Here is a 24,336-nt window from a genome sequence, read left to right on the forward strand (position 1 = left end):
GCGGGAAGGCTGATCCTTATATGCCGATATTCCGAAAAGCCAGCCGTAGTTGGAAGCTGTTGCCCTTTCGCGCGTCGCCGGCCGCCACATAGTCGCGCCGCCAGGTCAATCCCAGCGTCAGGCAATCATCCTCATAGGCGACGCCGAGCCGGTGGCGCACTGGCTCATAGCCGTCGGCTGCGCTCAACGGATCTTCCTTCTGGTCCGTCAGGTCGATGACGGTCGATCCAAAGACCGACCAGAAGCGGGCGAACTGAACACGGCCGCCCAGGCGCAGTTCCTCGCGGTCCCGCAAATCTTCAAGTCCTATCGCGGCATTGCGGTTGAGTCGCAGATAGCCGACCATCGCATAGGTCTTGCGCGTGCCGACGGTGGCGTCGATCTCATTGCGGCGTACTGACAGCCCGTCCTTGTCCAGACGGAAGCGGTGGATCAGGCTGATGAAATCCTTGTACCGGACGGTTGTGCGGCCAACGATGTCCGACATGCGGTCGGACAGGCCTGTGCCGTCGGGAAGAATGCTTTCGCGATTGTTGAGGCGATAGCTTTGGCCAACCACGGCATCGAGCGAGAGGTCAGGCACGGAGAGGCTGTATTCCAGGCCGTAGGTGATGCGGCTTGAATCCTCGAACCGGTCGTAGCCCGCGAAACGGTTGAGCGCGAAGAGATTGCTGTCTTCAAGGTCGATCGCGCGGGCGTCCTCATTGGGGACGGAGAGGTTGGCGATCCGCGGCGCGGCGACGATCTGCACGCGCGGAGCGATACGCTGAACGCCGCCAAACGCCTCGCCAATGAATGGCCAGCGGACATCGATCGCCGCTGCCGCGATGCCCCGCGCCCTCCAGCCCGGATCGCCGGCATAGCGGGGGATATTGTTCAGCAGATTGTCGCTGCTGTGATAGACGTCGCCGCGCAAATAGGTGGTGAAATTCACCTCCTGCCCCATGCCTGTCAGCTTGCGCAGGTTCCATTCGAACGCGGCAAAGGCGCGTTGCGTATCCTGTCCATCGGTGCGGGTGATGGCCAGCGAGTTGGCTTGCAACTGGATGCGTCCGCCCAGCAGCGGGTCGAGAAGGCGCAGGCGATAGTCGATGACCGGCAGGGCGATCGGCGTCTGGCCTTGAGGGTCGCCGCTCCGCAATGTCTGAACCGCCCAGCCGGCGATGGAGAAATAGCTGTTTTCCCCGATGCGCTGCGCGCCGAGGGTCGAACGCAAACGGTCGTCGCGGCTGATGTCGTAGCGGCGCAGGAAGGTGCGGTCGCTGGCGACACGGATCGATCCGTTGATGCTCCATTCCGGCGATAGCTGCATGCCGCCGCTGGCGTCGAGATAGCCGCGTAAGTCTTTTTCCGTGTCGGCGGGCGTGGTTGATCCGGGCAGCGTGCTGCTGGCGGCGGCGCGCGTGGCATGGGTGGCATAGCCGGTGATCTGGTAAGCACCACGATCCCAGCGATGGCGGAAATTCGCCTCCAGCATTGGCAGCGTGTCGGAATAGATATGCGGCGTGATCGTCAGGTCGCGATTGGGAGCGAGCTTGAGATAATAGGGCAGCGCGACTTCAACGCCGTTGGTGCGGTCGTAGCGAATGTTGGGCACCAGCAGGCCGCTGCCGCCTGTATCGCCGACCGGGTGGGAAAAGCCTGGCAGCGGGATCAGCGGCAGGCCGAACAGTTCGATATTGGCGTTGCGATATCTGACCCGCGCGGCGACCGGATCGTAGACGACCTTGACGGCCTTGATCTGCCAAGTGGGTTCCTTGGGGCAACCTTCGCTGTCTTCCACCGCGCAGCCGGTGTAGGCGGCCTTGCGCAGCGTATAGACGCCGTTCGTGCGCACGCCCTGCGCCGCAGCCAGCCTGCCACCCGATTGCAGCACCAGCAGCATGTTTTCGATGGTGCCGTCTTTCAGCGTATCGGTGACCTGGAACCGGTCGCCATAGGCGATATTGCCTTCGGTATCGGTGGCCGAGACATTGCCGCGCGCTTCGACCTGGCCGGTGGTGCGGTTCCACACCACCTCGTCAGCGCGCAGGCGGTTGCCCTGCCGCAGCAGCTGGACATTGCCGCTGGCTGTGACGACTTCCGTGTTGCTGTCATATTGAAGGCTGTCGGCGGCAAAGCCGATCTGTTCGTCGCTGGCGGGAGCGGGGGCATCCTGCGCCCCGGCCGGAGGCTGCGGCGTCTGCAAATCCTGCGCGGACGCATAGGGGACCCCGCCCATGCAGACGAGCGCGGCGCCAGCGGCCAGCATATGTTTCACACGCAAGGAACGGGGATAAATCTGCAAGGGGATCGTGCCTCTTCGGGGGCGCTTGATTGCCCGCCTATCGCATTGCTTTGCCCGCGCCGCAATCTTTCGTCACGCTTCTTTTGCGGGAAATCGGTCGAACGGCTTTGCCAGATGGGACAAGCGACATTATCTGACATGGCGCGTTCCCAGCGCTCAACGATCAGAAAAGAAGAAGGACCCTTGATGGAAATCGCGTTCAGCCCGGTGCGTCCCGACGCCGACACCCTGGTCTTTGCCGTTCCCAAGGGCGGCTTCGATGCCTTGCCCGTTGCGGCGGCGGCGACTTTGGCGGCAGGCGCGACGGCTGCCCGGTTCACCGGTGAAGCGGGCGCGAGCTTTGAAAGCTTCGCGGAAGAGGGCGGCAAGGTGATGCGCATCGTGCTCGTCGGCACTGGCGCCGGCGCCGAGGCCGACCTCGAACGTGCGGGCGCGGCTCTCGTCGCCCGGCTGGTGACGAGCGGCGCAAGCCATGCCGCAATCGAATTTTTCGGCGGAACGAGCGGCGAGAAGGCGGCGCATTTCGCGTTCGGCGCCCTGATGCGCGGCTGGCGGATCGACACCTACCGCACCCGGCAGCCGGAAAAGGCCAAGCCGACGCTGACGAAGATCAGCCTGGTCGCCAATGGGGCCGATGCGGAATGGCAGCGGTTGGCCGCCGTCGCCGAGGGCGTCGCCTTTACCCGCGAGCTTGTGTCAGAGCCTGCAAACATTCTTTATCCGGAAAGTTTCGTCGAGCGCTGCCGCCATCTGGAGCAGTTGGGCGTGAAGCTGACCGTCCTCGACCAGGCGGCGATGGCGGAGCTTGGCATGGGTGCGCTGCTGGGCGTCGCGCAAGGGTCGAGGCGTGAGCCGCGCCTGCTGGCGATGGAATGGGACGGCACCGGCGGGAGCGCGGACAAGCCCGTCGTGTTCGTCGGCAAGGGCGTGACCTTCGACACCGGCGGCATTTCGCTCAAGCCCGGCGCGGGCATGGAAGACATGAAGTGGGACATGGGCGGCGCAGGCGCGGTTGCAGGCGCGATGAAGGCGCTCGCCGGGCGCAAGGCGAAGGCGCATGTCGTTGGCATTTGCGGCCTGGTCGAGAACATGCCTGACGGCAATGCCCAGCGGCCGGGCGACATTGTGACGTCCATGTCGGGCCAGACGATCGAGGTGATCAACACCGACGCCGAAGGACGGCTGGTGCTATGCGATGTCATCACCTGGGCGCAGAAGACCTATGCGCCGGAGGTTATCGTTGATCTTGCCACCCTGACCGGCGCGATGATCGTGGCACTGGGCGACCAATATGCGGGCATTTTCGCCAATGACGAAGGGTTGGCCGAGGATCTGATCGCCGCCGGCAAGGCGAGCGGCGACCAGCTTTGGCGCTTCCCGCTGTCCGACGCCTATAACAAGCTGATCGATAGCCCGATCGCCGACATGAAGAATATGGGCGCGCGCTATGCGGGGTCCATAACCGCTGCGCAGTTCATAAAGCGGTTCGTCGATGACGGCGTCAAATGGGCGCATCTAGACATTGCGGGCATGGTTTGGGCGGACAAGCCCGGCGCGACCTGGGACAAGGGCGCGACCGGCTATGGCGTCCGCCTGATCGACCGGCTGGTGTCGGACAAGTTCGAGCGCTGATGCAGGTCGATTTCTACCAGCTGAGCCGCGATCCGGTCGATCGGGTGCTGCCCGCTATCGCTGCGCGCGTGCTTGGTCTGGGTGAACGGCTGCTGGTGGTCGCGCAGGACGAGGCGCAGCTTGATCGTATCTCCACCGGCCTATGGGCGGGGCCGCCGGAAAGCTACCTGGCCCATGGGCGCGCGGAGCAGGGGCAGGATTCGGTCCAGCCCATACTGCTTGCGCAGGATTGCGTCGCGGCCAATGGAGCGCGGCACATCGCGTTGGCCGACGGTCTGTGGCGTGACGAGGCGCTGGATTTCGAGCGCGCCTTTTATTTCTTCGACTCCGTTTCCATCGATGCGGCGCGCGAAAGTTGGCGAGCGCTATCCCGGCGGGAGGGCGTCTCTCCGCGCTTCTGGCGGCAGGACCAAGGCAAATGGGTACAGGGGCCATGACCTGCACGGGTGATCGAGGCCCCCTTGCGGTGAGGGGCGGCGCGGTCTAAAGGGCGCGCCAATTCCAACAATCCGGAGCTTTTGAGCCTCATGGCCGTGACCCGCACTTTTTCGATTATCAAGCCCGATGCCACGCGCCGCAACCTGACCGGCGCCGTGACCAAGAAGCTGGAAGAAGCGGGCCTGCGCGTCGTCGCATCCAAGCGCATCCGCATGAGCCGCGAACAGGCTGAAGGCTTCTACGCCGTTCACAAGGAACGCCCTTTCTTCGCTGATCTGGTTGCCTTCATGATTTCCGGCCCGGTCGTCGTCCAGGTTCTGGAAGGCGAGGACGCCGTGAAGCGCAATCGCGACATCATGGGCGCCACCAATCCCGCCAATGCGGACGAAGGGACCATCCGCAAGGAATATGCCGAGTCGATCGAAGCCAATTCGGTCCATGGTTCGGACAGCGAAGAAAATGCCGCGATCGAAATCGCCTATTTCTTCAAGCCGGAAGAAATCGTCGGCTGATTTTTGCCGATTGTGTGAAAGCATAAGGGGCCGAAGGCGTGCCGCTTTCAGGCCCCTTGTCTTTTGGGGTTCAGCCGGGTTGTGCGGGAGCCTCGAACCGGTCGATCACCCATTCCTCCGCCTGCGCGCCGCCAATCCATTCCTGCATCCACGGATGAGCGATGACCGCCTGCATATAGGCTTCGGCGAAGCGGGCGACGGGTAGCTGATATGTTATGAAGCGCGTCACGACAGGCGCGAACATCACGTCCGCAGCGCCGAAATCGCCGAACAGGAAATCGCCGGTGCCGCCATAGCGCGCGCGCGCCTGTGCCCAAAGCTGCATGATCCTGGCAATGTCGTGCGCCACGGCTTCGGATGGCGGCGCGGCCGAGTAGATCTGGCGGATGTTCATGCTGTGCTCGCGGCGCAGCGCGGCAAAGCTCGAATGCATTTCCGCCGCCATCGAACGGGCCATCGCCCGCCCGGCCGTGTCCGTGGGCCAGAATTTGTCGCCGCCAGCTTTCTCATTCAGATATTCGATGATCGCCAGGCTGTCCCAGACCACCGTGTCATCGCCGTCCCACAGGATCGGCACCTTGCCCGAGGAAGGCGCGAATTCGTCGCCCTCCCGCCGCTTTTCCCAAGCTTCGTCATAGAGTGGGACCACGACCTCCTCGAACGGCAGACCGCTGAGCTTGCAGGCGAGCCAGCCGCGAAGCGACCAGCTCGAATAAGCCTTATTACCTATGAACAGCTTCATCATTCACCTTCCTTAGACGGTGCGGGGAAGGGAAGTCGAGAGCGGTGGCCGTTGCAATCTCGGCGACAGGCCTCCTTCGTAGGCGAAAATTTTCTCGGCCCTGGGGCTGGATGCGCCGCTTGCGGGCTCGTAAGCCGTCGCCTGCAATAAGGCGAATGGGGGCACGATATGGATTGGCTGCACGGTGTCGCAGGCCTGTTCGTCGGATTGATGGTCGGGCTGACGGGCGTTGGCGGCGGATCGTTGATGGCGCCCATCCTCATTCTGCTGTTCGGCGTTGCGCCCGCGACCGCGGTCGGCACCGATCTGTGGTTCGCCGCCATCACGAAATCGGTGGGTGGCGCGATCCATCATCGCCATGGCGGCCCGGACGGCGGACCCGATTATGAGGTCGTCAAGCGGCTCTGCATGGGCAGCCTGCCCGCCGCGCTCATTACGTTGTTGATCCTGTCGCAGGCGCATGTCGAACAGATCAAGAGCGGCATCGTGACCACGGCGCTTGGCGCAGTGTTGATCGCAACGGCTATCGCGACCTTGTTGCGGGGCCGTTTTCACCGGTGGGCGTTGGCCCGCCGCGTCAGCACGGCCGACAGCTTTACACGGATCCAGCCCGCAATGACGGTGGCGGCCGGCGCGTTGCTGGGTGCGATGGTGACGCTGACCTCCGTCGGGGCGGGGGCGATCGGGGCGACCCTGCTGCTGGCGCTCTATCCCATCCGCATGCGTCTGCAGCGGCTGGTGGCGACGGACATCGTCCATGCCGTGCCGCTCACGTTGGTCGCGGGCCTGGGCCATTTGTGGATCGGCAATGTGAATAGCTGGCTGCTGCTCAACCTGCTGATCGGATCGATCCCGGGGATAATCATCGGTTCGCTGCTGGCGACCCGAGCTTCCGATCGCGTCCTTCAACCATTGCTGGCGGTGATTCTGGTGGTGATCGGCTGGCGTCTCATCGCCTGAGAGCCGCGGAATCGAATTCCTCGAATAAGATAATAAAAAATATTGTTGAGCGGAGGGGGCAAGGCAGGGACGTTGGACGATCCGGAACGGCTCCTTTCAGAGTCGCGGCCTAGGATAGCGGACATTATTGCCAGCGATCCGGCGGGTCAGCTACGCAACCCCATTTCGGTTTTTGAAACCCTGTCGCCGATCTCTTGGAAGTGGAAGTTGGTTGATCTTCCCACGGTCGATCACGTGCGGATGCTTCTCGACGACAACGGAATTGCCGGTCTCGACGATCCGCTGGCCGCACTCGACGCCCATGCGAACGTAAAAGCCGCCTCTTCATTCGTTCCTCGCGCGGTCGCCGAAGTTTGTGCGCAACTGCGATAGGAATTTCCGGGATCGCTTGTCGGATATCAAGGCGCGCCGGCCTCCCAGCCTCCGCCTAGCGCAAGAAAGATGCGCACGCGGTCCGATGCGAGTTCGGCATTCGATGCAGCAAGCGCGGCCTCGGCGCTGGCCAGCGTACGCTCCACATCGAGTAATTGGAGGCTGGACGCTGCACCGCCACGCGCAAGTCTTGCCTGCAACTCTGCAGCCTCGCCATTCTTGTCCTGTGCGATGCGCAGCCGCGCATTTTCATCCAGATCGTGCGCATATTGGGTGAGTGCGCTCTCGGCCTCCCGAAGGGCCCGCAAGACAGTACCGTCGAATTCTGCGAGCGCTGCCCGGGCTGTCGCGTTCGCCTGCTCAATACGGGCGCGGGCGATGTTCCGGTTGGGAAAGCTCCACGAAATCATCGGACCCAAGCTGAAGTTCAGCGCGGAATCGCTTACCAGGCCTTCGATCGTGCGTGATGTCGTTCCAGCGGATGCGCCCAGACCGACCGTGGGATAGAGAGCTGCGGTCTCGACGCCGATCCGGGCGGTCGCGGCGGCAAGCTTGCGTTCGGCCTGCCGGATGTCGGGGCGCCGCCGGATCAGGGCGACTCCGTCACCGGCAGGGATCGGCCGACCGGGCGAGGGAATGGATGTGCAATCGACAAGATCGGCTGGATAATCCTGTGGGGCATGCCCCTGCAGCACGGCAAGTCGATAAAGCGCAATGCGCCGCGCGGCGGTATAACTGGGCAACGCCGCTTCAAGCTGGGCAAGAAGGGCTTGCGAGCGGGTCGCATCGATAGTCGGGAAGATGCCACCCCGAATACCACGTTCGGTGAGTTCCAGCGACCGGCGCTGCAGCGTGACCGAACGTTCGGCGACGGCCAGCGAGGCACCCGCCGCGCACGCGTCAGTATAGGCGCCCACCACGGCGGCCGCGATAGTCGTGCGGGCAAGGTCAAGCGCAGCGGCCTGCGCCTGCTCGTCAGCTGTGGCGGCTTCGATCGAGCGGCGGATGCGGCCCACGACATCAACCTGATAGGAAATGCTGCCGCCGAGACTGAACAGATCGTGGACGCCGGCCGGATTGCCGATGCCGAGATTGGAGGTTTCGCCGACGCTTACCGATCCATCCAGCGAGGTCTGGACACCTGCTGCGCCGCGCACTTCACGCGTCAGTGCCTGTGCGCGTTCCAGATTGGCGGCTGCGGCGCGCAGATCGGTGTTGGCGGAAAGCGCGTCTTCCACCAGCGCGTCAAGGCGTGGCTCGTCATAAAGTCGCCACCATTGTGCGGGCAGCGGTTCGCGCGAGATGGCCGGCGAGTCGCTGGCCTCGAAGTCGTTCGCCGATCCGTTTGCCACTCCCGCCGGCAGGACAGGCTGCGCATAATCGGGGCCGACCGTCGTGCAGGCCGACGTGACGACTAGGAGCGTCGGCGCAAGGTATTTCGCCCACATCGACCCGCTCACAGGATATGCTTCGGATGGAGATGCTCGTCGGCGCCGTCCAGGGTGACGGTCGCGGTGCGCCCCGCGACCAGCCTTACGCCCTTCGGCACACGGTCGATCTCGATCCGGACCGGCACGCGCTGGGCGAGCCGGACCCAACTAAAGGTCGGCTTCACATTGGCGAGCAGCGTGCCTGATGCCGTGGATTGCTCGCTGTCATCGATAGCTGCGGATACATTGACAACGTGGCCTTCGAGTGTCCGATCCTCACCCATCAGCCGGACTGTGGCGTGCAGGCCGTCATGAATATGGGCGAGCTTGGTTTCCTCGAAATAGCCAGAAACATAGAAGCTGTCGCTGTCGACCAGCGCCATCACGGGCTGTCCGGCACTGGCATAAGCGCCTGGCCGGAGCTGGAAATTGGTCACTACCCCATTTACCGGCGAGCGCACTTCGGCGTGTTCGAGGTTTATTCGCGCCAGGTCGCGGTCAGCAAGCGCTTGCGACAGCCTGGCCCGGGCTTCGTCAGCCGCAGCCCGTCGGGTGTCGCGATCCTGGTCCGACACCACACCTTCCAGCGCGGCGTAGCGGCGCGCCTCGCGCTCGGCAGAGCGCAATGTCGCCCGCGCCGTGGCGACGGCTGCTTCTGCCTGTGCCACGGCATTGTGCAGCCGCACCTTGTCAATGGTGAAGAGTAATTGCCCCTTATCCAGAACCTCGCCGTCGCGAACTAAAACGGCATCGACCCGCCCCGAAACATCCGCGGCGAGCGGGACGACATCGGCGCGCAGCTTGCCGTCACGGGTCTGGGGCGCATAGGTGTAATAATTATAGAGATGCCACAGTACCAGCGCCGCAAGCACCGCGAGGGTGATTGTCAGCACGATCTTGATGGCGCGAATAAGGGTTTCTCGGGTCAGGGTCATGGGTCAGGTCATCATCATGCGCAGGCCCGCAAAGACGAGCCAGAGGAGAAGAAAGAACAGGGCGAGATCGAACAGCGGTCGCTGCCAGACGAAGCGGTAGAAGCCGATTGCACTCAGCAGCCGCGATACGAGCAGCCGTGCGAAGAAGGCGATGAAGAGGCACAGGAGCAGGGGGGAGATAAAAATTCCGGCTATATCGATTTCGCCTATCATGCCGCCGGCCTCCATTCAGGACTTTGCGGGAACAGGGCCAGGCGCAAACCGACAAGGCCGCGGACCAGTGGGTTGCTTTCCCCGGCAGTGCCGCGCAGCGTTATCGACAGTGTCTCGTCGATAGTGTCGAGCAAGGCCGGAGAAGGAGTTCCCCGACCTGTCTCGCCACGCACTGCCTCCAGCAGCCGCTCTGCCGCCTGTCTGACTTCGCCGGTCATGCTGTCGGCAGCATGGCGCAGATCCGCAATGTTGGCGCCGGCACGCAGCCGGCGCAGAAGCCGCACGCTTTCATCCGGTTCGCCCGCCGCCTGCAGCCGGGCCGTTAGGGCGCCGATGCGGTCGAGCGACCGCGCGATATAGAGGTCACGGTCGCGGGCGGAGGCGCGCCGGGTCAGGGAATACACATCCGCGCGTGCCATCCTCGTGAACCGCTCGACGGCATGCCTGGCTCCCGTGCGGCGCGCCATGTGCAGCCAGAAGAAGGCGACATAGATGCCGAGCAGCGACGCAAAGTTTGCCTCGAGGAATGTTCCGAATTGCAGCGGCTGATATTCGCCCTGGAGGTTGATCGTGCTGAGCGAAAAAGCGAGCAGCAGGAGCGCGAGAGGATTGCTGATCGACCAGGCGGCGATCGGCATCAGGAACACTCCCATAACGATAAGGAATGTACCGTAATCGCGCGCCAGTGGTAACAGGACATAGCTCAGCACCGCAGCTGCGACTGCCGCCACGGCTGCGAAGCGCGCGAACTTGGCAAGCGCCGCACCAGCCTCGTCCACTCCGCCGAAGAAGGCAATTGACACGGATCCGATCAACAATGCGCCGGGCGCCTGTTGCCAGCCGGTCAAATACCAAAGCAAGGCCAATGTCGTGTAGGTGAGCAGGATGGCGGCGGAGACGCGCCAGACAATGTGATAGTCGGGCCGCAGCGGAAAGGCCCGTGCGCCTAGTGCTGCAGATTCGAGATCGGGGGGCAATCGAGCGCCAGTGTCCAGCGCCGAATCGAGGCTGCGGATTTCGCTCCACAGTTTCAGCGCATCAGAGATCATGGACGCCAGATCACGCTGCACCAAACGGTGCCAGTTCCCGGAGCTTTCGTCGTCCGTGACATTCATGCGAGCGATGAAATCAGCGGGCGGAGCCATGCCGTCACGGATCAGCCGGGCAGCTTGGGCAAGAGCCGGCGACAACGCCTCCCGCTGTGCCGCATCGCCGGCGGATATGCGCGATTCTATCGCGGATATCAGGGGAACCAGCCGCAGCATGCGCTGCTGGATGGCAAAGGCAAGTTTGCGTTCGCGACGCGCCACCATCGGATCGTATCGCAACTGTCCCGCCAGCGCCGACAGGGCGGTGACATCGCCGATCAGGCGCAATCGATCAGCTGTCGCTTCACAATCGGTTTCCCGGCCCTCCAGCGCCTCTTCGAACCAGCGCCGGACATCGGGCAGCCAGGCGTGCAGCCGCTCGCGCATTTGTGGGCCAAGCGAGCGCGGCATGATGATGCTGTCGATGATGGTGCAACAGATCAAGCCGAGGCCAATCTCGGTGATCCGTGCGACGGCCGTGCCGAACATGTTGCCGGGGCTGTCGATCCCTGGCACCGCGACCAGCATCATTGTCACCCCGAACAAGAGGAAGCCATAGCTGCGCGGCGTGCGGTCGATCAGAGCGCCTGCCAGAGTGGCGGTTGCGACCAGTCCCATAAGTGCGATCAGCAACACCGGCGTGTTCACGAAGATGGCCGCAAGCACGATCGATACGACGCCCGCGCCCAGTGTTCCCATGAATCGGTAAACTGCCTTTGAACGGATCGCGCCGGTGGCGGGATTCATCACGACGCAGCAGGTCACAAGCGCCCAATAAGGCTGCGGCAGGCCGATATGCACCGCAATGCTGAATGCAATCATGCCCGCAAGGAACAGCTTCGCCGCGAACAGCCAGCGAGCAAACGAGAAATAGGGCGGGGTCACGCTTGCCCGCGCTGCATGTACGCTTGCGCACGCTCTTCCAGCATTCGCAGAATGCGCTTCGTTGTCTCGATCTCTTCCGGTGGGAGGCTGCCCAGCAAATCCTGTCTCAGTTTCGCCAGCTTTTGCTCCATCGCCGCTGCGAGTGTCTTGCCCTGGGGCAGCAGGCTTATTCTATTGCTGCGCCGATCGCCGGAAACCGCACTGCGTTCGAGAAGACCGGCAGCCTCACCCTGATCCAGCGTGCGGACCAACGCGGCCGGATTGACCCCCACTTCAAGCGCCAGTTCCTTTTGCGGAACGGCGGGACCAAGCCGCGACGTCCAAAGCACCACCGTCCCGAGCGACGTGGAAAGTCCAAATTCCGCAAAGATCGTGCTTGCGGCCTGTACCCATGCACGGCGCACCGGCTGCAGGGCGTTGGTCAGATCGAAGAGGGCTGAGTCGGCGGCCATGGCAAGTCTATTGCCAAGGCAACTATTGCTTAGTCAATCCTGTCGTGCGAGCAGGCAGGCAAGTGATCAAACCAAGTTCGCCAATTTCTTGACGTTTCGGCGCATAAGACCCACGCGCAGACTGGCGCCCATGGGCCGACCGAGAGCGCCAACTGGCGCTTGCCTTCAGATACCTTGAGCGCCTGATCGGCTCAGAGGGCGGGCGACCGTGAGCGGACAATCTGACGGTTAGCGAGGGCTTGTGGGCGGGCTGCTTCTTTCGGCGGCCACATGGTCGAGTCACCCGTGAAATGGCAGACATTCACCGGCTCCAGATTTTGCCGGTCACATGGCGATCCGTCACGCGATCTCCGGCAATTTATCCAGAAATTTGTCCAGCGTGATTGGATAGTTACGCACGCGTGCACCCGTTGCATTATAAATTGCGTTCGCGACCGCCGCGGCGACACCGCAAATGCCGAGCTCGCCGACGCCCTTCGCTTTCATCGGCGACGTGTTCGGATCGGTCTCGTCGAGGAAGATCACCTCCTGATACGGAATGTCGGCGTGAACCGGCACCTCATATCCGGCGAGGTCATGATTGACGAAGAAGCCGAAACGCTTGTCGACCGCGAGTTCCTCCATCAGCGCCGCGCCCGCGCCCATCGTCATGCCGCCGATGACCTGGCTGCGCGCTGCCTTGGGATTGAGGATGCGCCCCGCCGCGCATACCGCGAGCATCCGCCGGATGCGGATTTCGCCCGTCGCGCTGTCAACGCCGACTTCGACGAAATGCGCGCCGAACGTGGATTGCTGTTTCTCTTCGGCGAGCTTGCCGAACTCGATGATATCCTCGGCGACGAGTTCACCATCCTTCGCCGCGTCGCCGAGCGCGAAGCTGCGCCGACCCGCCGTGATCTTGCCGTCGGCAAAAACGGCATCGGCTGGGTCCAGTCCCAGCTTTTGCGCCGCAGCTTCGCGGAGCTTCACGCAGGCGGCGTAGACGCCCGCGGTCGAGCTATTGGCGCCCCATTGCCCGCCCGAACCCGAGGAAACAGGGAAGCTGGAATCGCCGAGCTTCACCACGACGTTGTCGAGTGGTAGGCCCATCATTTCGGCCGCGGTCTGCGCGATGACTGTATAGCTGCCGGTACCGATGTCGGTCATGTCGGTTTCGACCGTCACGATCCCCGAATTGGCGAGCCGGACGCGCGCCGCCGAATTGGTATTGAGATTGTTGCGAAATGCCGCGGCGACGCCCATGCCGACCAGCCATTTGCCGTCGCGCACCGCGCCCGGCTTGCCGCGCTTGGCCCAGCCGAATTTCTCGGCGCCCATTTGCAGGCATTTGTTGAGCTGGCGTTGGGTAAAGGGCCGGCTGGGCACTTCGGGATCGATCTGCGTGTCGTTGAGGATACGAAACTGGACCGGATCGATGCCGAGCTTCTCCGCCATCTCGTCCATCGCGATCTCGAGCGCCATCAGGCCCGGCGCCTCCCCCGGCGCGCGCATGTCGTTGCCCTCGGCCAGATCGAGCGCGGAGATGTGCATCGCAGTCATGCGGTTGGCCCCCGCATAGAGAAGGCGCGTCTGCATGACGGCGCCTTCGGGCTTGGCACCGGCGATGTCGCCCGACCAGCTTTCGTGGCCGATCGCGGTGAGCTTCCCGTCGGGAGTCGCGCCGAGCCTGATACGCTGGATTGTCGCCGGACGGTGGGGCGTGTTGTTCATCATCAACGCGCGGTGCAGCGCGACCTTGACCGGACGCTTTGCCGCCTTGGCGCCGAGCGCCGCGAGGATCGCATCGGCGCGCACGTAAAGTTTGCCGCCGAAGCCGCCGCCGACATAGGGTGAAACCAGCCGGACATTCTCCTTTGCGATGCCCAGTGTCTTGGCGACGTCGCCGACCGACCAGGCGATCATCTGGTTCGACGTCCAAACCGTCAGCTTCTCACCCTCCCACGCCGCGATCGACGCATGCGGTTCCATCATCGCATGCGCTTGGTCGGGCGTCGAATAGCGCGCGTCGAGTTGGACTGGCGCGGCGGCGAAGGCGGACGCAAAATCGCCGACGGCGGTGTCGGGCTGGTTGCCGTAGAGGACCGGCGCCTTGACCGCGGTGTCGACCGAACCGGCCAGATCATAGTCCCCTTTGCCGCGCGTATAGTTGACGTGTACGAGCGACGAGGCGGAGCGTGCCTGCTCGAAGGTCTCAGCGACGACAAGCGCGACCGCCTGATGATAATGTTCGATGTCGGGACCACCGAGCAACGTCGCATTGTTGAAATCGCCCTTGCCGAGCTTGCCGGCATTGGCGGCGGTAACGATCGCAAGCACGCCGGGCGCGGCGCGCGCCTCGTCGAGGTTCATCGATGCGATCTTGCCCTTGGCGATCGCCGATCCGACGACATAACCATAGGCCTGCGTCGCGGCGAAATCCCGATGCTCATAGGCATAGGGCGCGGTGCCGGTCGTCTTGAGCGGGCCCTCGATGCGGTTGGTGGGTTTGCCGATTACCTTCAGCTGGTCGATCGGGTTGTTCGTGGCGGGCGCGTCGAATTTCATGTCTCAGCCTTTCGCTTGCGCCAGCACGCCGCCGAGCGTGCGCTCGACCAACGTCAGCTTATAGGCATTTTCATGGGTGGTCTTCGCACCCGCGAGCAGCTTTGCGGTGACCGCCCTGGCACCGCGCGGCAGGTCGGCCTCGGCCGCCTCGACGCGCCACGGCTTGTAGGCGATCCCGCCGAGCGCGATGCGCCCGGTGCCGTCCTTTTGCGCGACCAGCCCAACCGAGATCAGCGCGAAAGCGTAAGACGCGCGGTCGCGCACCTTGTGATAGATATGCGTGCCGCCGATCGGTTTGGGCAGCGTGACCGCGGTGATCAGCTCTCCCGGCGCGAGGGCCGTTTCGAGATGGGGGGTCTTGCCCGGCGCGCGATAGAAATCGGCATAGGGGATGACCCGCGCCTTGCCCGCGGCGTCGACCGTCTCGACGCTGGCGTCAAGCGCGCGCAGCGCGACCCCGACATCGCTCGGCTGCGTCGCGATGCACGCATCGCTGGCGCCGATAATGGCAAGGGTGCGATTGAAGCCGCCGATCGCGGCGCAGCCGCTGCCGGGCTGCCGTTTGTTGCACGGCTGGTTGGTGTCGTAGAAATAGGGGCAACGCGTGCGCTGGAGGATGTTGCCCCCCATTGTCGCCTTGTTGCGAAGTTGCCCTGAGGCGCCGGCAACGAGCGCGCGCGAGACGAGGCCATAATCGCGCCGGACGCGCGCGTCGGAGGCGAGGTCGGTGTTGCGCACCATCGCGCCGATGCGCAGCCCGCCTTCGGAGGTCGGCTCGATCTTGTCGAGCGCGAGGCGGCTGATGTCGATCAGATGTGCGGGGGTTTCGATCTCGAGCTTCATCAGGTCGAGGAGATTGGTGCCTCCCGCGATGTACCGCGAGCCCTTGGTACGCGCGAAGGCGGCGGCGGCGGCGGCGGGCGTATCGACCCGCTCGTAAGTGAAACTTTTCATGCTTTCACTCCCGCCACGTCGCTGATTGCCGCGACAATATTGGGATAGGCGCCGCAACGGCAGATATTGCCGCTCATCCGTTCGCGTATCTCCATATTGGTGACCTGCGGCGCGGCGATCAGGTCGGCGGTGACATGGCTGGGGATACCCGCCTTGATCTCGTCGAGCACCGCAACCGCCGAACAGATTTGCCCCGGGGTGCAGTAGCCGCACTGATAGCCGTCATGGGTCACGAAGGCGTCCTGCATCGCGTGCATCTTGTCGGGGGTGCCCAGACCTTCGATCGTGGTGATCTTGTCGCCCTCGTGCATCACCGCGAGCGTCAGGCAGCTGTTGATCCGCCGCCCGTCGACGATGACGGTGCACGCCCCGCACTGCCCGTGGTCGCAGCCCTTCTTGGTTCCGGTGAGGTGCAGATGCTCGCGCAGCGCGTCGAGCAGCGAGACGCGCGTGTCGAGTTGAAGCTCGCGTGGTTCGCCGTTGACCGTGAATGACAGTTTCATGCCCGGAGGGCCTGCTACCGGATCGACCGCTTGCGCGGGACCTGTTGGAAAGGCGGCGGTCCCGATCGAAGCCGCTCCCCCCAGCATTATGCCGCGTCTCGAAACTTCGAACTCCGTCATCGCACGCCCCAATCCCGAATTTGACGCGGGGCGCAGCGCCGCGACATGTGAAAAAGGACAAGGCGCGGCCTCAAATCTTCAGCCACGCTAGCTAAAAACTTTGGATTCGCATGAGAAGCATAACATAGCCATCTGTGGCCGGGCAACGCCTTGGCCAACCGCGTCGATTGGGAGCGGGAACAAAGCCGCACAGTCTCGTCCGGCAGTCCGAGGCGCCTATAGGTCGGAACATCAGCGGTATGGGTGGCGAATATCTCGCTCGAGCACGTCCGGCCGCGCATGGCACGGCAATCAGATGGCCCGTAGGCTAGAATTGGCCGATCGGAAGCAGCCCTTCAGAGGTTGGTAGGCCGCTTTCGGACTTCCAGCTATCTCACCTGAACGGCCCTAACTGGGCGCGAAGCCGTACTGCGCGGGGCCAGACAAACCTCCGCTTTTCGCTGGTCGGCTAACCGATTCCGGAAAGACCGCTTCATCCGACAGCCCTGACCTGCGAGAAGGGACTCAGGCGGATCCACGAATTTCCGGGTGTCGGCGTAACCGGACGTTTCCAGTGGCGGCGCCGACCGGCAGGAATGTCCCAAGCGCGGTCGATCGCTATGCCGTGATAGTCAGATGAACAATGGGCAAGTTTTACGCAGCCGTTTCGAGCGGTCGAATGTCCGCAATGTCAGCGGTCGCAGTCAATTGAGTTCGCCCGGACGGATCATGCTAGCAGCGGTTCGAACTTGGCAAATTGCTGGGTACTCGGGCAATCGGCGCAGTCGCGAGCTGGCCGCGCGCGCTGGTGCAACTGCAACTGGCGCGGCAGAGCCTGAAGATCCACGGTACTACGAAGGTCATCAACTGAAACGTCGAAATGCTCGGGCGCAAAGCTACATGGTGCAATTCGGCCGGCTTCGTCGATAAACAGGAAGGTTTCCGCCACCCGGCAGTCGGCGATGGGCATCGGCCGGCCCGCGACGGTGTCGGCGAGTCGCTCCAGATAGGCGGCCCCGCCAACCAAAGTTGTTCCCATCCGGCCGAGTTCGGCGCGCAGCTGCGGCATTTCAGCGGCCAGTTGCGCGACATCGTCGGGGTCCAGGCGATGGTCGGGATAGAATTCGGGTCGATCACGCCCGCCCAATTGATTGAAGCTGATTTCGTCGATGCCCCAGCCCGCGAGTGTGCGGCACAACATGGTGAAACCGTCGATGTTGTCGCGCATCAGCACGATGTTGGCGCGCACCTTGAGGCCCGCGCCCGCAGCGTCCCGCTCGCCTGTCAGCGCTGGCACGCTCTGCGCGAGCTTGTCGAACGCGCCGCGCCAGCCGCGCATGGCATCATGGAAGCTGGCCATGCCATCGATGCTGATCGTGACCTCGCGATAGCGCTGCACAAGCTCCGCGCGCACGCGCGGCGCGCCCAGGCGGGTGCCGTTGGTGGTCAGGCTGAGTCCAATGCCCCACCGTGCCGCGCGTTCGTCCAGCTCGGCACGCGGCGCCCACAATAATGGCTCGCCGCCGAGCCAGCTCAACAGCACCGGACCTCCGGTTTCGCTCCGCCACGCGCCGAGCAGGTCGATAAGCTGCGCGACCTGCGCCGGGTCCGCCTCTTCGCGCGGCAGGGCGAGACGTTTGTCATAGGCGCAGAACGGGCATGCCAGATTGCAGTGGTTCGAGACGCGCCACAGGACAATCATACCGCCGCCTCCAGTCGGACCGGTGCGTCCGCAAAGTCATCGGCGATGACTTGCTCGATCGGTCGCGCAATGCCGCGGGTAAGCCCCATCGGCACTTCGACCGTGAATCCACGCGCGACGAGACCCTCGATTGCCCAGCGTACGCAATAGTCGGCAGCGACGCCGATCACCGTCACTTCGGTGACGCCCCGCGCCTTTAGCTTCGCAAAGTAAGTGTCCCGCGGAACCTGCTCACCTGTCGCGACCGCCGTAACCGTGAGACCGGGCTCGGCCCACATGTCGAACACGCCCTTTTCGAGGAGGTAGACCGGGACGGCAGGATCGATCGCGTCTGGATCGAGCACATTCTCCCATCCCGGCGTGCCCTTCTCGCAATGTGGCGGAAACTGCTCGGCCTCCGCCGAAGCCACATAGATCTCAGGCACGTGCGTGTCCGCCGTGAAGAGCACGCCAGCCACATCTTCGGTACGCAGACGCGCAAGCCATGCTTTCATTGGTGATACGATCGCCTCCGCTTCAGCCACCGGCAGCGCCCCGTCGGCGGCCACGAAATCCCGCTGCATGTCCACCACGATCACGAAACCCGTCATAGGGCACCTCCTTGGCATTTGACATATACGCAATTCACGCATAAGTAAAGCGCATAACGCATATAAGGTCGAGTCGATGGACGAAGCTGCTTTTCTGGAAAACTATGATCCCGCCGCATACGAACGCCCGTCCGTCGCCGTGGATCTGATCCTGATGAGCGTGGTCGATGGCGCGCCTGCCGTGTTGCTGACGCGACGCGACCAACACCCGTTTGCCGGGGAATGGGCGCTGCCCGGCGGCTTCGTCGGGATCGGCGAAAGCCTCGATGAGGCAGCACATCGCATCCTCGCCGCGAAGGCGCGGATGTCGGATGCCTATATCGAGCAGCTTTATACGTTCGGGGCGGTCAATCGTGACCCGCGGACGCGGATCATCAGCGTCGCCTATTTCGCACTCCTTCCGGCGGACCGCTTCGCGGCTGCGCTGAAATCCGCCCCCGAGCTGGCGCTCGCGGAACTCACCGTACCATGGCCCGGCGAGACAGGCGGCCCTATCGAGGTACGCATCGGTGACGGCGATCCGTTGCACCTCGCTTTCGACCACGGCGCGATGCTCAGCCTCGCGGTGCGTCGCCTGCGCGGCAAGCTCGATTACTCCGGGATCGCCTTTGCGCTCCTGCCCGAGCGTTTCACGTTGCGCGCCTTGCAGGACATCTACGAAGCCATCCTTGACACCAAGCTCAACAAGCCCGCCTTTCGCCGCCGCATGCTGGATCGCGGCTGGCTGGAAGCGACAGGCGAGCGCGAGACCGGTGCGTCGTTCCGTCCGGCCGAACTCTATCAATACCGTCAAGCAGAAGGGGAACAATGATGGCCCACGTCCGCAATTTCAGTTTCGCCGCGCAGCTGCGCGCCGACGCAAGCAGCCATGTCATCCGATATCGCAAGGGCCGGGTGCGGCAGAGCGGGCGGGGCCTCGTCTTCTGGTTCCGCCCGGAGACCGCCAGCATCGCCGAGCTGCCGATGGACGACCGTGAGATGGCGCTGTTCGTCAAGGGCCGCAGCCAGGATTTCCAGGCCGTCGCGATACAGGGCACGCTGACGTGGCGCGTCGCCGATCCGGAGCTGCTCGCGGCGCGCATCGACTTCACGATCGACCTGCGCAACGGCAGCTGGACCGCTGAGCCCATCCAGCGCATCGAAACGCGCCTTGCCGGCCTGGTCAATCAGGCGGTACTCCAATATCTCGCACATGCACCCGTGCAGGCGCTGCTCGATGCGGGGCCGGAGCCCTTGCGCGGCGCGCTCCAGGGGGCACTGGCGCACGATCCCGCGCTGGGCGAGATCGGCCTCGAAGTCGTCGCGATCCGGCTCACCAACCTCGCGCCCAGCGCCGAACTGGAACGCGCGCTCCAGACGCCGACCTTCGAGGCGCTCCAGCAAAAGGCGGATCAGGCGACGTTCGAACGCCGGGCGCTCGCCGTCGAGAAGGAGCGTGCCATCGCCGAGAACGAGCTCGCCAACCGTACCGAGCTCGCCCGCCGCGAGCAGCAGTTGATCGCGGAGGAAGCCGCGAACGCCCGCACGCGCGCGACGGGCCTCGCCGAGGCGCAGCAGGTCGAGGCGGCGGCCGAGGCGGAGCGCATCCGCACCGTGGAGGGCGCCAAGGCAGAGGCCGAGCAGGCGCATATCGCAGTCTATCGCGATCTGCCGCCCGCCGTCCTGCTTGGGCTCGCTGCGCGCGATCTGGCGGGCAAGTTGGATACGATCGAGCATCTGAACGTCACGCCCGATCTGCTCGCCAGCCTCGTCGGCGAGTTCCGCCGCGAAGCGCCTGCGCTTCCGGCCCGGTGAGGGCGCGATGCCGACCAACAGCCCTCGCGCGGTCTTCGTCACTCGGGAAAGCGACTATGAACTGCTGCTCGCGCGCCATGCGACGCGCGAGCAGGCGCGGTTCTTCCTCGAGACGCGGGGCCAGCGGATCGAGACGCTCGAGGACCGCGACCGCCAGCTGCACGATGCGCTGAAACAGGCGCGGCTGGCAGTGCCAAACGACTGGCGGCAGGCCCATGTGCGCCGCCCCGACCTCGATCGGTTCCTGTTCGGTCCCGAGGACGTGATCGTGCCGGTCGGTCAGGACGGGCTGGTCGCCAACGTCGCCAAATATCTCGCCGGCCAGCCCGTGCTGGGCGTGAACCCGTCGCCCGATCTCTATGACGGCATTCTCGTCCGCGTGCCCGTGGGGCATCTGACTGACCTGCTTCGCGCCGGCGCCGCGGGTCAGGCGCCGATCGAGCGCCGCACGATGGTCGACGCCCGCCTCGATACTGGCGAGCACTTGCTCGCGCTCAACGAAGTGTTCGTGGGCCATCGCAGCCACCAGTCTGCCCGCTACAGCATCGCAGTCGGCAGCAGTCGGGAGGACCATAGCTCCAGCGGCCTTATCGTAGCGTCGGGAACCGGCGCCACGGGCTGGGCCCGTTCGGTCATGGAATCGATGGGGACACACCTATCCTTAGCGCCCGAGGAGCGCGCCGTCGCCTATTTCGTCCGCGAGGCCTTTCCAAGCATTGCAACCTGCACGAGCATACGTGCGGGCAAACTCGCCGACGAGCCGATCGAGGTTACCTCGCGGATGAACGATGGCGGCGTGATCTTCGCAGACGGCATGGAGCAGGACTTTCTGGTGTTCGACTGGGGTCGCCGCGTATCCGTGGCACCCGCTGCCCACGCCCTTCACCTCGTCACCGGCTGAGGATCGACCAATGCCCGTCACTGATATCGCAACGCGCGTCTATAACCATGGTTGGCGGCTCGATCCGATCGTCCGAAGCCTGCTAGACACCGACTTCTACAAGCTGCTGATGCTGCAGATGATCCGGCATCTGCATCCGGACGTGCAGGCGACCTTCTCGCTGATCAATCGCAGCAAGTCGGTGCGATTGGCGGACGTGATCGACGAGACGGAGCTGCGCGAGCAGCTTGACCACGCGCGCACGGTCCGCTTCTCCAGGAAGGAGCTGATCTGGCTCGCTGGCAACAGCTTCTACGGCAAGCAGCGCATGTTCGCGCCGGACTTCATCGAATGGCTCGCCGATTTCCGGCTGCCCGACTACGAGCTGCGCACGATCGACGGTCAATTCGAACTGCAGTTCGAGGGGCCGTGGACGCATACGACGATGTGGGAGATTCCGGCGCTCGCCATCGTCAACGAGCTGCGTTCGCGGGCAGCGCTCAAAGGCAAGGGCCGCTTCGAGCTCGACGTGCTCTATGCTCGCGCCAAGGCTAAGCTCTGGGAAAAGGTCGAACGGCTGCGCGAGCTCCCCGACCTCGTCATTTCAGACTTCGGCACCCGCCGCCGCCACAGCTTCCTCTGGCAACGCTGGTGCGTCGAAGCGCTCAAGGAGGGTTTGGGCACGCGCTTCATTGGCAGCTCGAACGTGCTGCTCGCGATGGACAACGACCTCGAGGCGATCGGCACCAACGCGCACGAGTTGCCGATGGTGCTGTCCGCTCTCGCCGATGACGATGCTGGCGTCGCGGCTGCGCCCTATCGGGTGCTGGAGGAATGGCAGGCACACTATGACGGCAACCTCCTGATCGCGCTCCCGGATGCTTTCGGCACCACCGCCTTTCTGCGCAACGCCCCCCATTGGCTCGCCGACTGGACCGGCTTCCGTCCCGACTCCATGCCTCCGATCGAGGGCGGCGAGCAGATCATTGCCTGGTGGGAGGCGCATGGCCGCGACCCTCGCACCAAGCTGCTGATCTTCTCCGATGGGATGGATGTCGACAGCATCGAAGCGACGTATCGTCACTTCCATGGTCGGGTGCGGATGAGCTTCGGCTGGGGCACCAACCTCACCAACGACTTTCGAGGCTGCGATCCCGACGGCGGGCACGAGCTGGAGCCGATCTCGCTCGTTGCCAAGGTAACCAGCGCCAACGGGCGTCATGCCGTGAAGCTCTCCGACAATCCTTCCAAGGCGACCGGCGATCCTACCGAAATCGAGCGCTACCTGAGGATTTTCGGGCAAGATGGTCGAGTGCAGCAAGCCATCGCGGTTTAATCAGCCGCTGACCGACGCGCCTAAGTTATTTTAGCTCGACCTGCCGCGTGAGGTGGGTCCGACAATCGTCTGCGATGAGTCTCTTAGCGGCGGTGGGTGCCGGCTTCGGGGGATGCCACCGCTGGGTTGCAGGATGAACGAATGGCGACTTGTAGGAGCGTCGGCGGATCGCCGGAAGGACCGCTATGTTGGCGGTGACCGCGCATTTCGCGAGTTGGTATGGATGGCAGGCTAGGCGCATTGCGCTATACGCCCGTCATGTCCGATCCCTCTCTGGAAACCATAGAACTGTTGCTCGATTCCATGTCGAGCATGGTCGGCGAAGACGGGATGGAGCACCAGTTCAACGCCAGCGGTAAGCAATGGCAATTGCATGGCCTCTACGTCACGGTTTTCTTCTCGCGCCGCAAGCTCGTCGCCGCCGCGCTTCATGCCCGCAGCGCTGGGGCGGCCTATCTACGCGACCTTTCTATTTCGGACATCATGGACATGCTCTCCGATTTCGCGAAGCGGCATTATCCGCTGTGCTCAGTCGGCGTGCCGTTCGCCGCGCAGGCGGCGAGCTACCTTCCAACCTGCGACGCCGCGACGCGAATGCGTCTCTCGGAGGCGCTGCGCGCTAGCCCGGTCTTCACCGCGCCGGAAGTGATGGTGATTTTCCCGCTGGTGACAATCCGGGTCGAGGCCGACTTTTCCGCGGCGGCTGTCTTCCTTCGCCCGCCTGCCGGACTGGCGCAGGAGTTCGATCCGTCGCCGCGCGAGCTTGCGCCTGAGCTTTTTCCGCCGCTCGTCGATGCGCGCATGCGCAGCGAGCGGCCTGCGTCCTGGCTCGGCCTGCGCTCGGCGAACCGCGCCTCGGCCGCAAAACGTGCCCGTGCGGTCCTCGGCGCGGTCGCGCTGACTCCGTCTCTTGCCTATCGGCATATGTTCTCCGGGCGCAGCGTCTGGGGCGGGCATTGCGTGATCGATCAGAGCTTTTCGATTTCATTCGGAGACTCGCTCACCCCGCCGATCTCGGAAGATATTGTCATCGGCGCGCGTGACCATGGCTGGCTGGCGGTGCTCGCCGATCTGCTTGTGTCAGAGGAACGCTCAGCGCGGCGTCAGTTGAGCGCGCTTCAATACTATTACCGGGCCTGGAGCTTGGGTGCCTCGGAGCGCTTCCCGCTACTTTGCATGGCGCTCGAGGCTCTGTTCGGGGAAGATGGGCGCGCTACCGCTGCGGTGCTCGAGGGAGTCGATAGGGCGATTGGGCCGCTCGACGCTCGCCGCCTGCAGCTACTGATGAAGATCCGCGCTTCGGTTGTCCATGGCGGCGCGCCTGATGTCTACGAGTCGAGCAAATACGGCCAATATTACCGGCGCTACGGGGAAGATCCGATCCGCGACATGGGCCTGGTGGTCGCGGCCTGTTTACGGCAGGTGATCTTCGGCGGCGCCCTTGTGGAGCACGGCGAGCCGTATCAGGACATCATCGCCGAAGCGCAGGCGAGAGGACGCATGCCGATAGCGCGCGACTACGACGCCGTTCTTCAGCGACAAGACGAAAGCACGGAGAAAAGTGAAGATTAATTCGCTTGCGGCATGCGGGTGGCACCGCGTTCAAGGCGCTAAGCTCCTTGCCGTCGCCACGCTTTGCCGCGGCCCGAGAGGCCTCGGCTTCGTCCGCCTTCGATTTCAACGCCCATTAGCACTCCAATCAAAGATGAATGTAGGGCAGCTTCTAAGTGCCTCAAATAAGCGTTTTTACGACTGCTTCTCAGGCGGAAGAAGCCCTCGCGACGCTTTCGATTTGAGAGAGGACGGTGCAGGCGGTCGAGCCTAAGCCGCTGCGGAGCCGTTGGCCCTGCTAATTGCACAGCCGCTCATCCCACCCGCGAGTTGAGGGCAACTCGCGGCGCTGGCCGTCCGGCAGATGTGCCGAAGGGCTCTACGGGCATTTCCTAACAGGCTGACCAATGGCGCAGCTCTATAACTGTCTCAGTTTC

The 24,336-nt window shown here is 63.8% G+C and carries 22 protein-coding genes; 10 read left to right on the plus strand and 12 right to left on the minus strand.

Features of this window, described 5'->3' with window-relative positions; translation table 11 throughout:
• Positions 1–16: 16 nt before the first annotated feature.
• Positions 17–2,251 carry an LPS-assembly protein LptD gene (locus tag K663_RS04245; protein ID WP_062114482.1) on the minus strand — a complete coding sequence of 745 codons (2,235 nt, stop codon included), beginning with the start codon at positions 2,249–2,251 and terminating at the stop codon, positions 17–19.
• A gap of 222 nt (positions 2,252–2,473) precedes the next feature.
• Between K663_RS04245 and K663_RS04250 the strand changes: the two genes are divergently transcribed.
• From K663_RS04250 to ndk, 3 genes are all read left to right on the plus strand, one after another.
• Positions 2,474–3,919 carry a leucyl aminopeptidase gene (locus tag K663_RS04250; RefSeq protein WP_062120307.1) on the plus strand — a complete coding sequence of 482 codons (1,446 nt, stop codon included), beginning with the start codon at positions 2,474–2,476 and terminating at the stop codon, positions 3,917–3,919.
• Positions 3,919–4,356, plus strand: coding sequence for a DNA polymerase III subunit chi (locus K663_RS04255; protein ID WP_062114486.1), 438 nt, complete (start codon positions 3,919–3,921; stop codon positions 4,354–4,356). Before K663_RS04250 ends, K663_RS04255 begins: the two co-directional genes overlap by 1 nt.
• 90 nt (positions 4,357–4,446) lie before the next feature.
• Entirely contained in the window at positions 4,447–4,869 is a 423-nt protein-coding gene (gene ndk, locus K663_RS04260) for a nucleoside-diphosphate kinase (protein WP_037461517.1), read from the plus strand.
• 70 nt (positions 4,870–4,939) lie between these two features.
• Here ndk and K663_RS04265 read toward each other — a convergent pair whose 3' ends face one another.
• On the minus strand, positions 4,940–5,614 hold the full coding sequence (locus K663_RS04265) for a glutathione S-transferase family protein (protein ID WP_062114489.1): 675 nt from the start codon (positions 5,612–5,614) through the stop codon (positions 4,940–4,942).
• Positions 5,615–5,779: 165 nt separating this feature from the next.
• Between K663_RS04265 and K663_RS04270 the strand changes: the two genes are divergently transcribed.
• Together K663_RS04270 and K663_RS04275 are read left to right on the plus strand one after the other, a co-directional pair.
• Entirely contained in the window at positions 5,780–6,571 is a 792-nt protein-coding gene (locus K663_RS04270) for a sulfite exporter TauE/SafE family protein (RefSeq protein ID WP_062114493.1), read from the plus strand.
• Between the two features lie 72 nt (positions 6,572–6,643).
• The gene (locus K663_RS04275; protein ID WP_062114496.1) at positions 6,644–6,943 is read left to right on the plus strand and encodes a hypothetical protein; all 300 of its coding nucleotides are present in this window, start codon (positions 6,644–6,646) and stop codon (positions 6,941–6,943) included.
• 26 nt (positions 6,944–6,969) lie between these two features.
• Here K663_RS04275 and K663_RS04280 read toward each other — a convergent pair whose 3' ends face one another.
• From K663_RS04280 to K663_RS04325, 10 genes are all read right to left on the minus strand, one after another.
• Positions 6,970–8,391 carry an efflux transporter outer membrane subunit gene (locus tag K663_RS04280; protein WP_062114499.1) on the minus strand — a complete coding sequence of 474 codons (1,422 nt, stop codon included), beginning with the start codon at positions 8,389–8,391 and terminating at the stop codon, positions 6,970–6,972.
• Positions 8,392–8,399: 8 nt separating this feature from the next.
• A complete protein-coding gene (locus K663_RS04285) occupies positions 8,400–9,308 on the minus strand; it encodes an efflux RND transporter periplasmic adaptor subunit (RefSeq protein ID WP_062114502.1) in 909 nt (302 codons plus the stop codon).
• Between the two features lie 3 nt (positions 9,309–9,311).
• Positions 9,312–9,521, minus strand: coding sequence for a DUF1656 domain-containing protein (locus tag K663_RS04290; protein WP_062120310.1), 210 nt, complete (start codon positions 9,519–9,521; stop codon positions 9,312–9,314).
• Positions 9,518–11,494 carry an FUSC family protein gene (locus tag K663_RS04295; RefSeq protein ID WP_062114506.1) on the minus strand — a complete coding sequence of 659 codons (1,977 nt, stop codon included), beginning with the start codon at positions 11,492–11,494 and terminating at the stop codon, positions 9,518–9,520. The genes K663_RS04290 and K663_RS04295 overlap by 4 nt, the downstream gene beginning before the upstream one ends.
• Positions 11,491–11,946, minus strand: a complete 456-nt coding sequence (locus tag K663_RS04300) for a MarR family winged helix-turn-helix transcriptional regulator (RefSeq protein WP_063619027.1) — start codon at positions 11,944–11,946, stop codon at positions 11,491–11,493. Before K663_RS04300 ends, K663_RS04295 begins: the two co-directional genes overlap by 4 nt.
• A 339-nt stretch (positions 11,947–12,285) precedes the next feature.
• Positions 12,286–14,490 carry an aldehyde oxidoreductase molybdenum-binding subunit PaoC gene (paoC, locus tag K663_RS04305; RefSeq protein ID WP_062114510.1) on the minus strand — a complete coding sequence of 735 codons (2,205 nt, stop codon included), beginning with the start codon at positions 14,488–14,490 and terminating at the stop codon, positions 12,286–12,288.
• A gap of 3 nt (positions 14,491–14,493) precedes the next feature.
• Positions 14,494–15,444 carry an FAD binding domain-containing protein gene (locus K663_RS04310; protein ID WP_062114513.1) on the minus strand — a complete coding sequence of 317 codons (951 nt, stop codon included), beginning with the start codon at positions 15,442–15,444 and terminating at the stop codon, positions 14,494–14,496.
• A complete protein-coding gene (paoA, locus tag K663_RS04315; RefSeq protein WP_062114515.1) occupies positions 15,441–16,067 on the minus strand; it encodes an aldehyde dehydrogenase iron-sulfur subunit PaoA in 627 nt (208 codons plus the stop codon). The genes K663_RS04310 and paoA overlap by 4 nt, the downstream gene beginning before the upstream one ends.
• 706 nt (positions 16,068–16,773) lie before the next feature.
• On the minus strand, positions 16,774–17,748 hold the full coding sequence (locus K663_RS04320; protein WP_062114518.1) for a radical SAM protein: 975 nt from the start codon (positions 17,746–17,748) through the stop codon (positions 16,774–16,776).
• Positions 17,745–18,338, minus strand: coding sequence for a cysteine hydrolase family protein (locus K663_RS04325; protein ID WP_062114521.1), 594 nt, complete (start codon positions 18,336–18,338; stop codon positions 17,745–17,747). The genes K663_RS04320 and K663_RS04325 overlap by 4 nt, the downstream gene beginning before the upstream one ends.
• A gap of 139 nt (positions 18,339–18,477) precedes the next feature.
• On the opposite strand from K663_RS04325, the gene K663_RS04330 reads away from it, so the two are divergent.
• From K663_RS04330 to K663_RS04350, 5 genes are all read left to right on the plus strand, one after another.
• Positions 18,478–19,149: an NUDIX hydrolase gene (locus K663_RS04330; RefSeq protein WP_235589517.1), complete on the plus strand. Its 672-nt coding sequence runs from the start codon at positions 18,478–18,480 to the stop codon at positions 19,147–19,149.
• Positions 19,146–20,132 (plus strand): SPFH domain-containing protein, encoded by a 987-nt coding sequence (locus K663_RS04335; protein WP_235589518.1) that lies wholly within the window; start codon positions 19,146–19,148, stop codon positions 20,130–20,132. Before K663_RS04330 ends, K663_RS04335 begins: the two co-directional genes overlap by 4 nt.
• A gap of 7 nt (positions 20,133–20,139) precedes the next feature.
• Positions 20,140–21,033, plus strand: coding sequence for an NAD(+)/NADH kinase (locus tag K663_RS04340; RefSeq protein ID WP_062114527.1), 894 nt, complete (start codon positions 20,140–20,142; stop codon positions 21,031–21,033).
• A gap of 10 nt (positions 21,034–21,043) precedes the next feature.
• Entirely contained in the window at positions 21,044–22,348 is a 1,305-nt protein-coding gene (gene pncB / locus K663_RS04345) for a nicotinate phosphoribosyltransferase (protein ID WP_062114530.1), read from the plus strand.
• 219 nt (positions 22,349–22,567) lie between these two features.
• A complete protein-coding gene (locus K663_RS04350) occupies positions 22,568–23,920 on the plus strand; it encodes a hypothetical protein (protein ID WP_062114533.1) in 1,353 nt (450 codons plus the stop codon).
• Positions 23,921–24,336 lie beyond the last annotated feature (416 nt).

Source organism: Sphingobium sp. MI1205, assembly GCF_001563285.1.
Classification (GTDB): Bacteria; Pseudomonadota; Alphaproteobacteria; order Sphingomonadales; family Sphingomonadaceae; genus Sphingobium.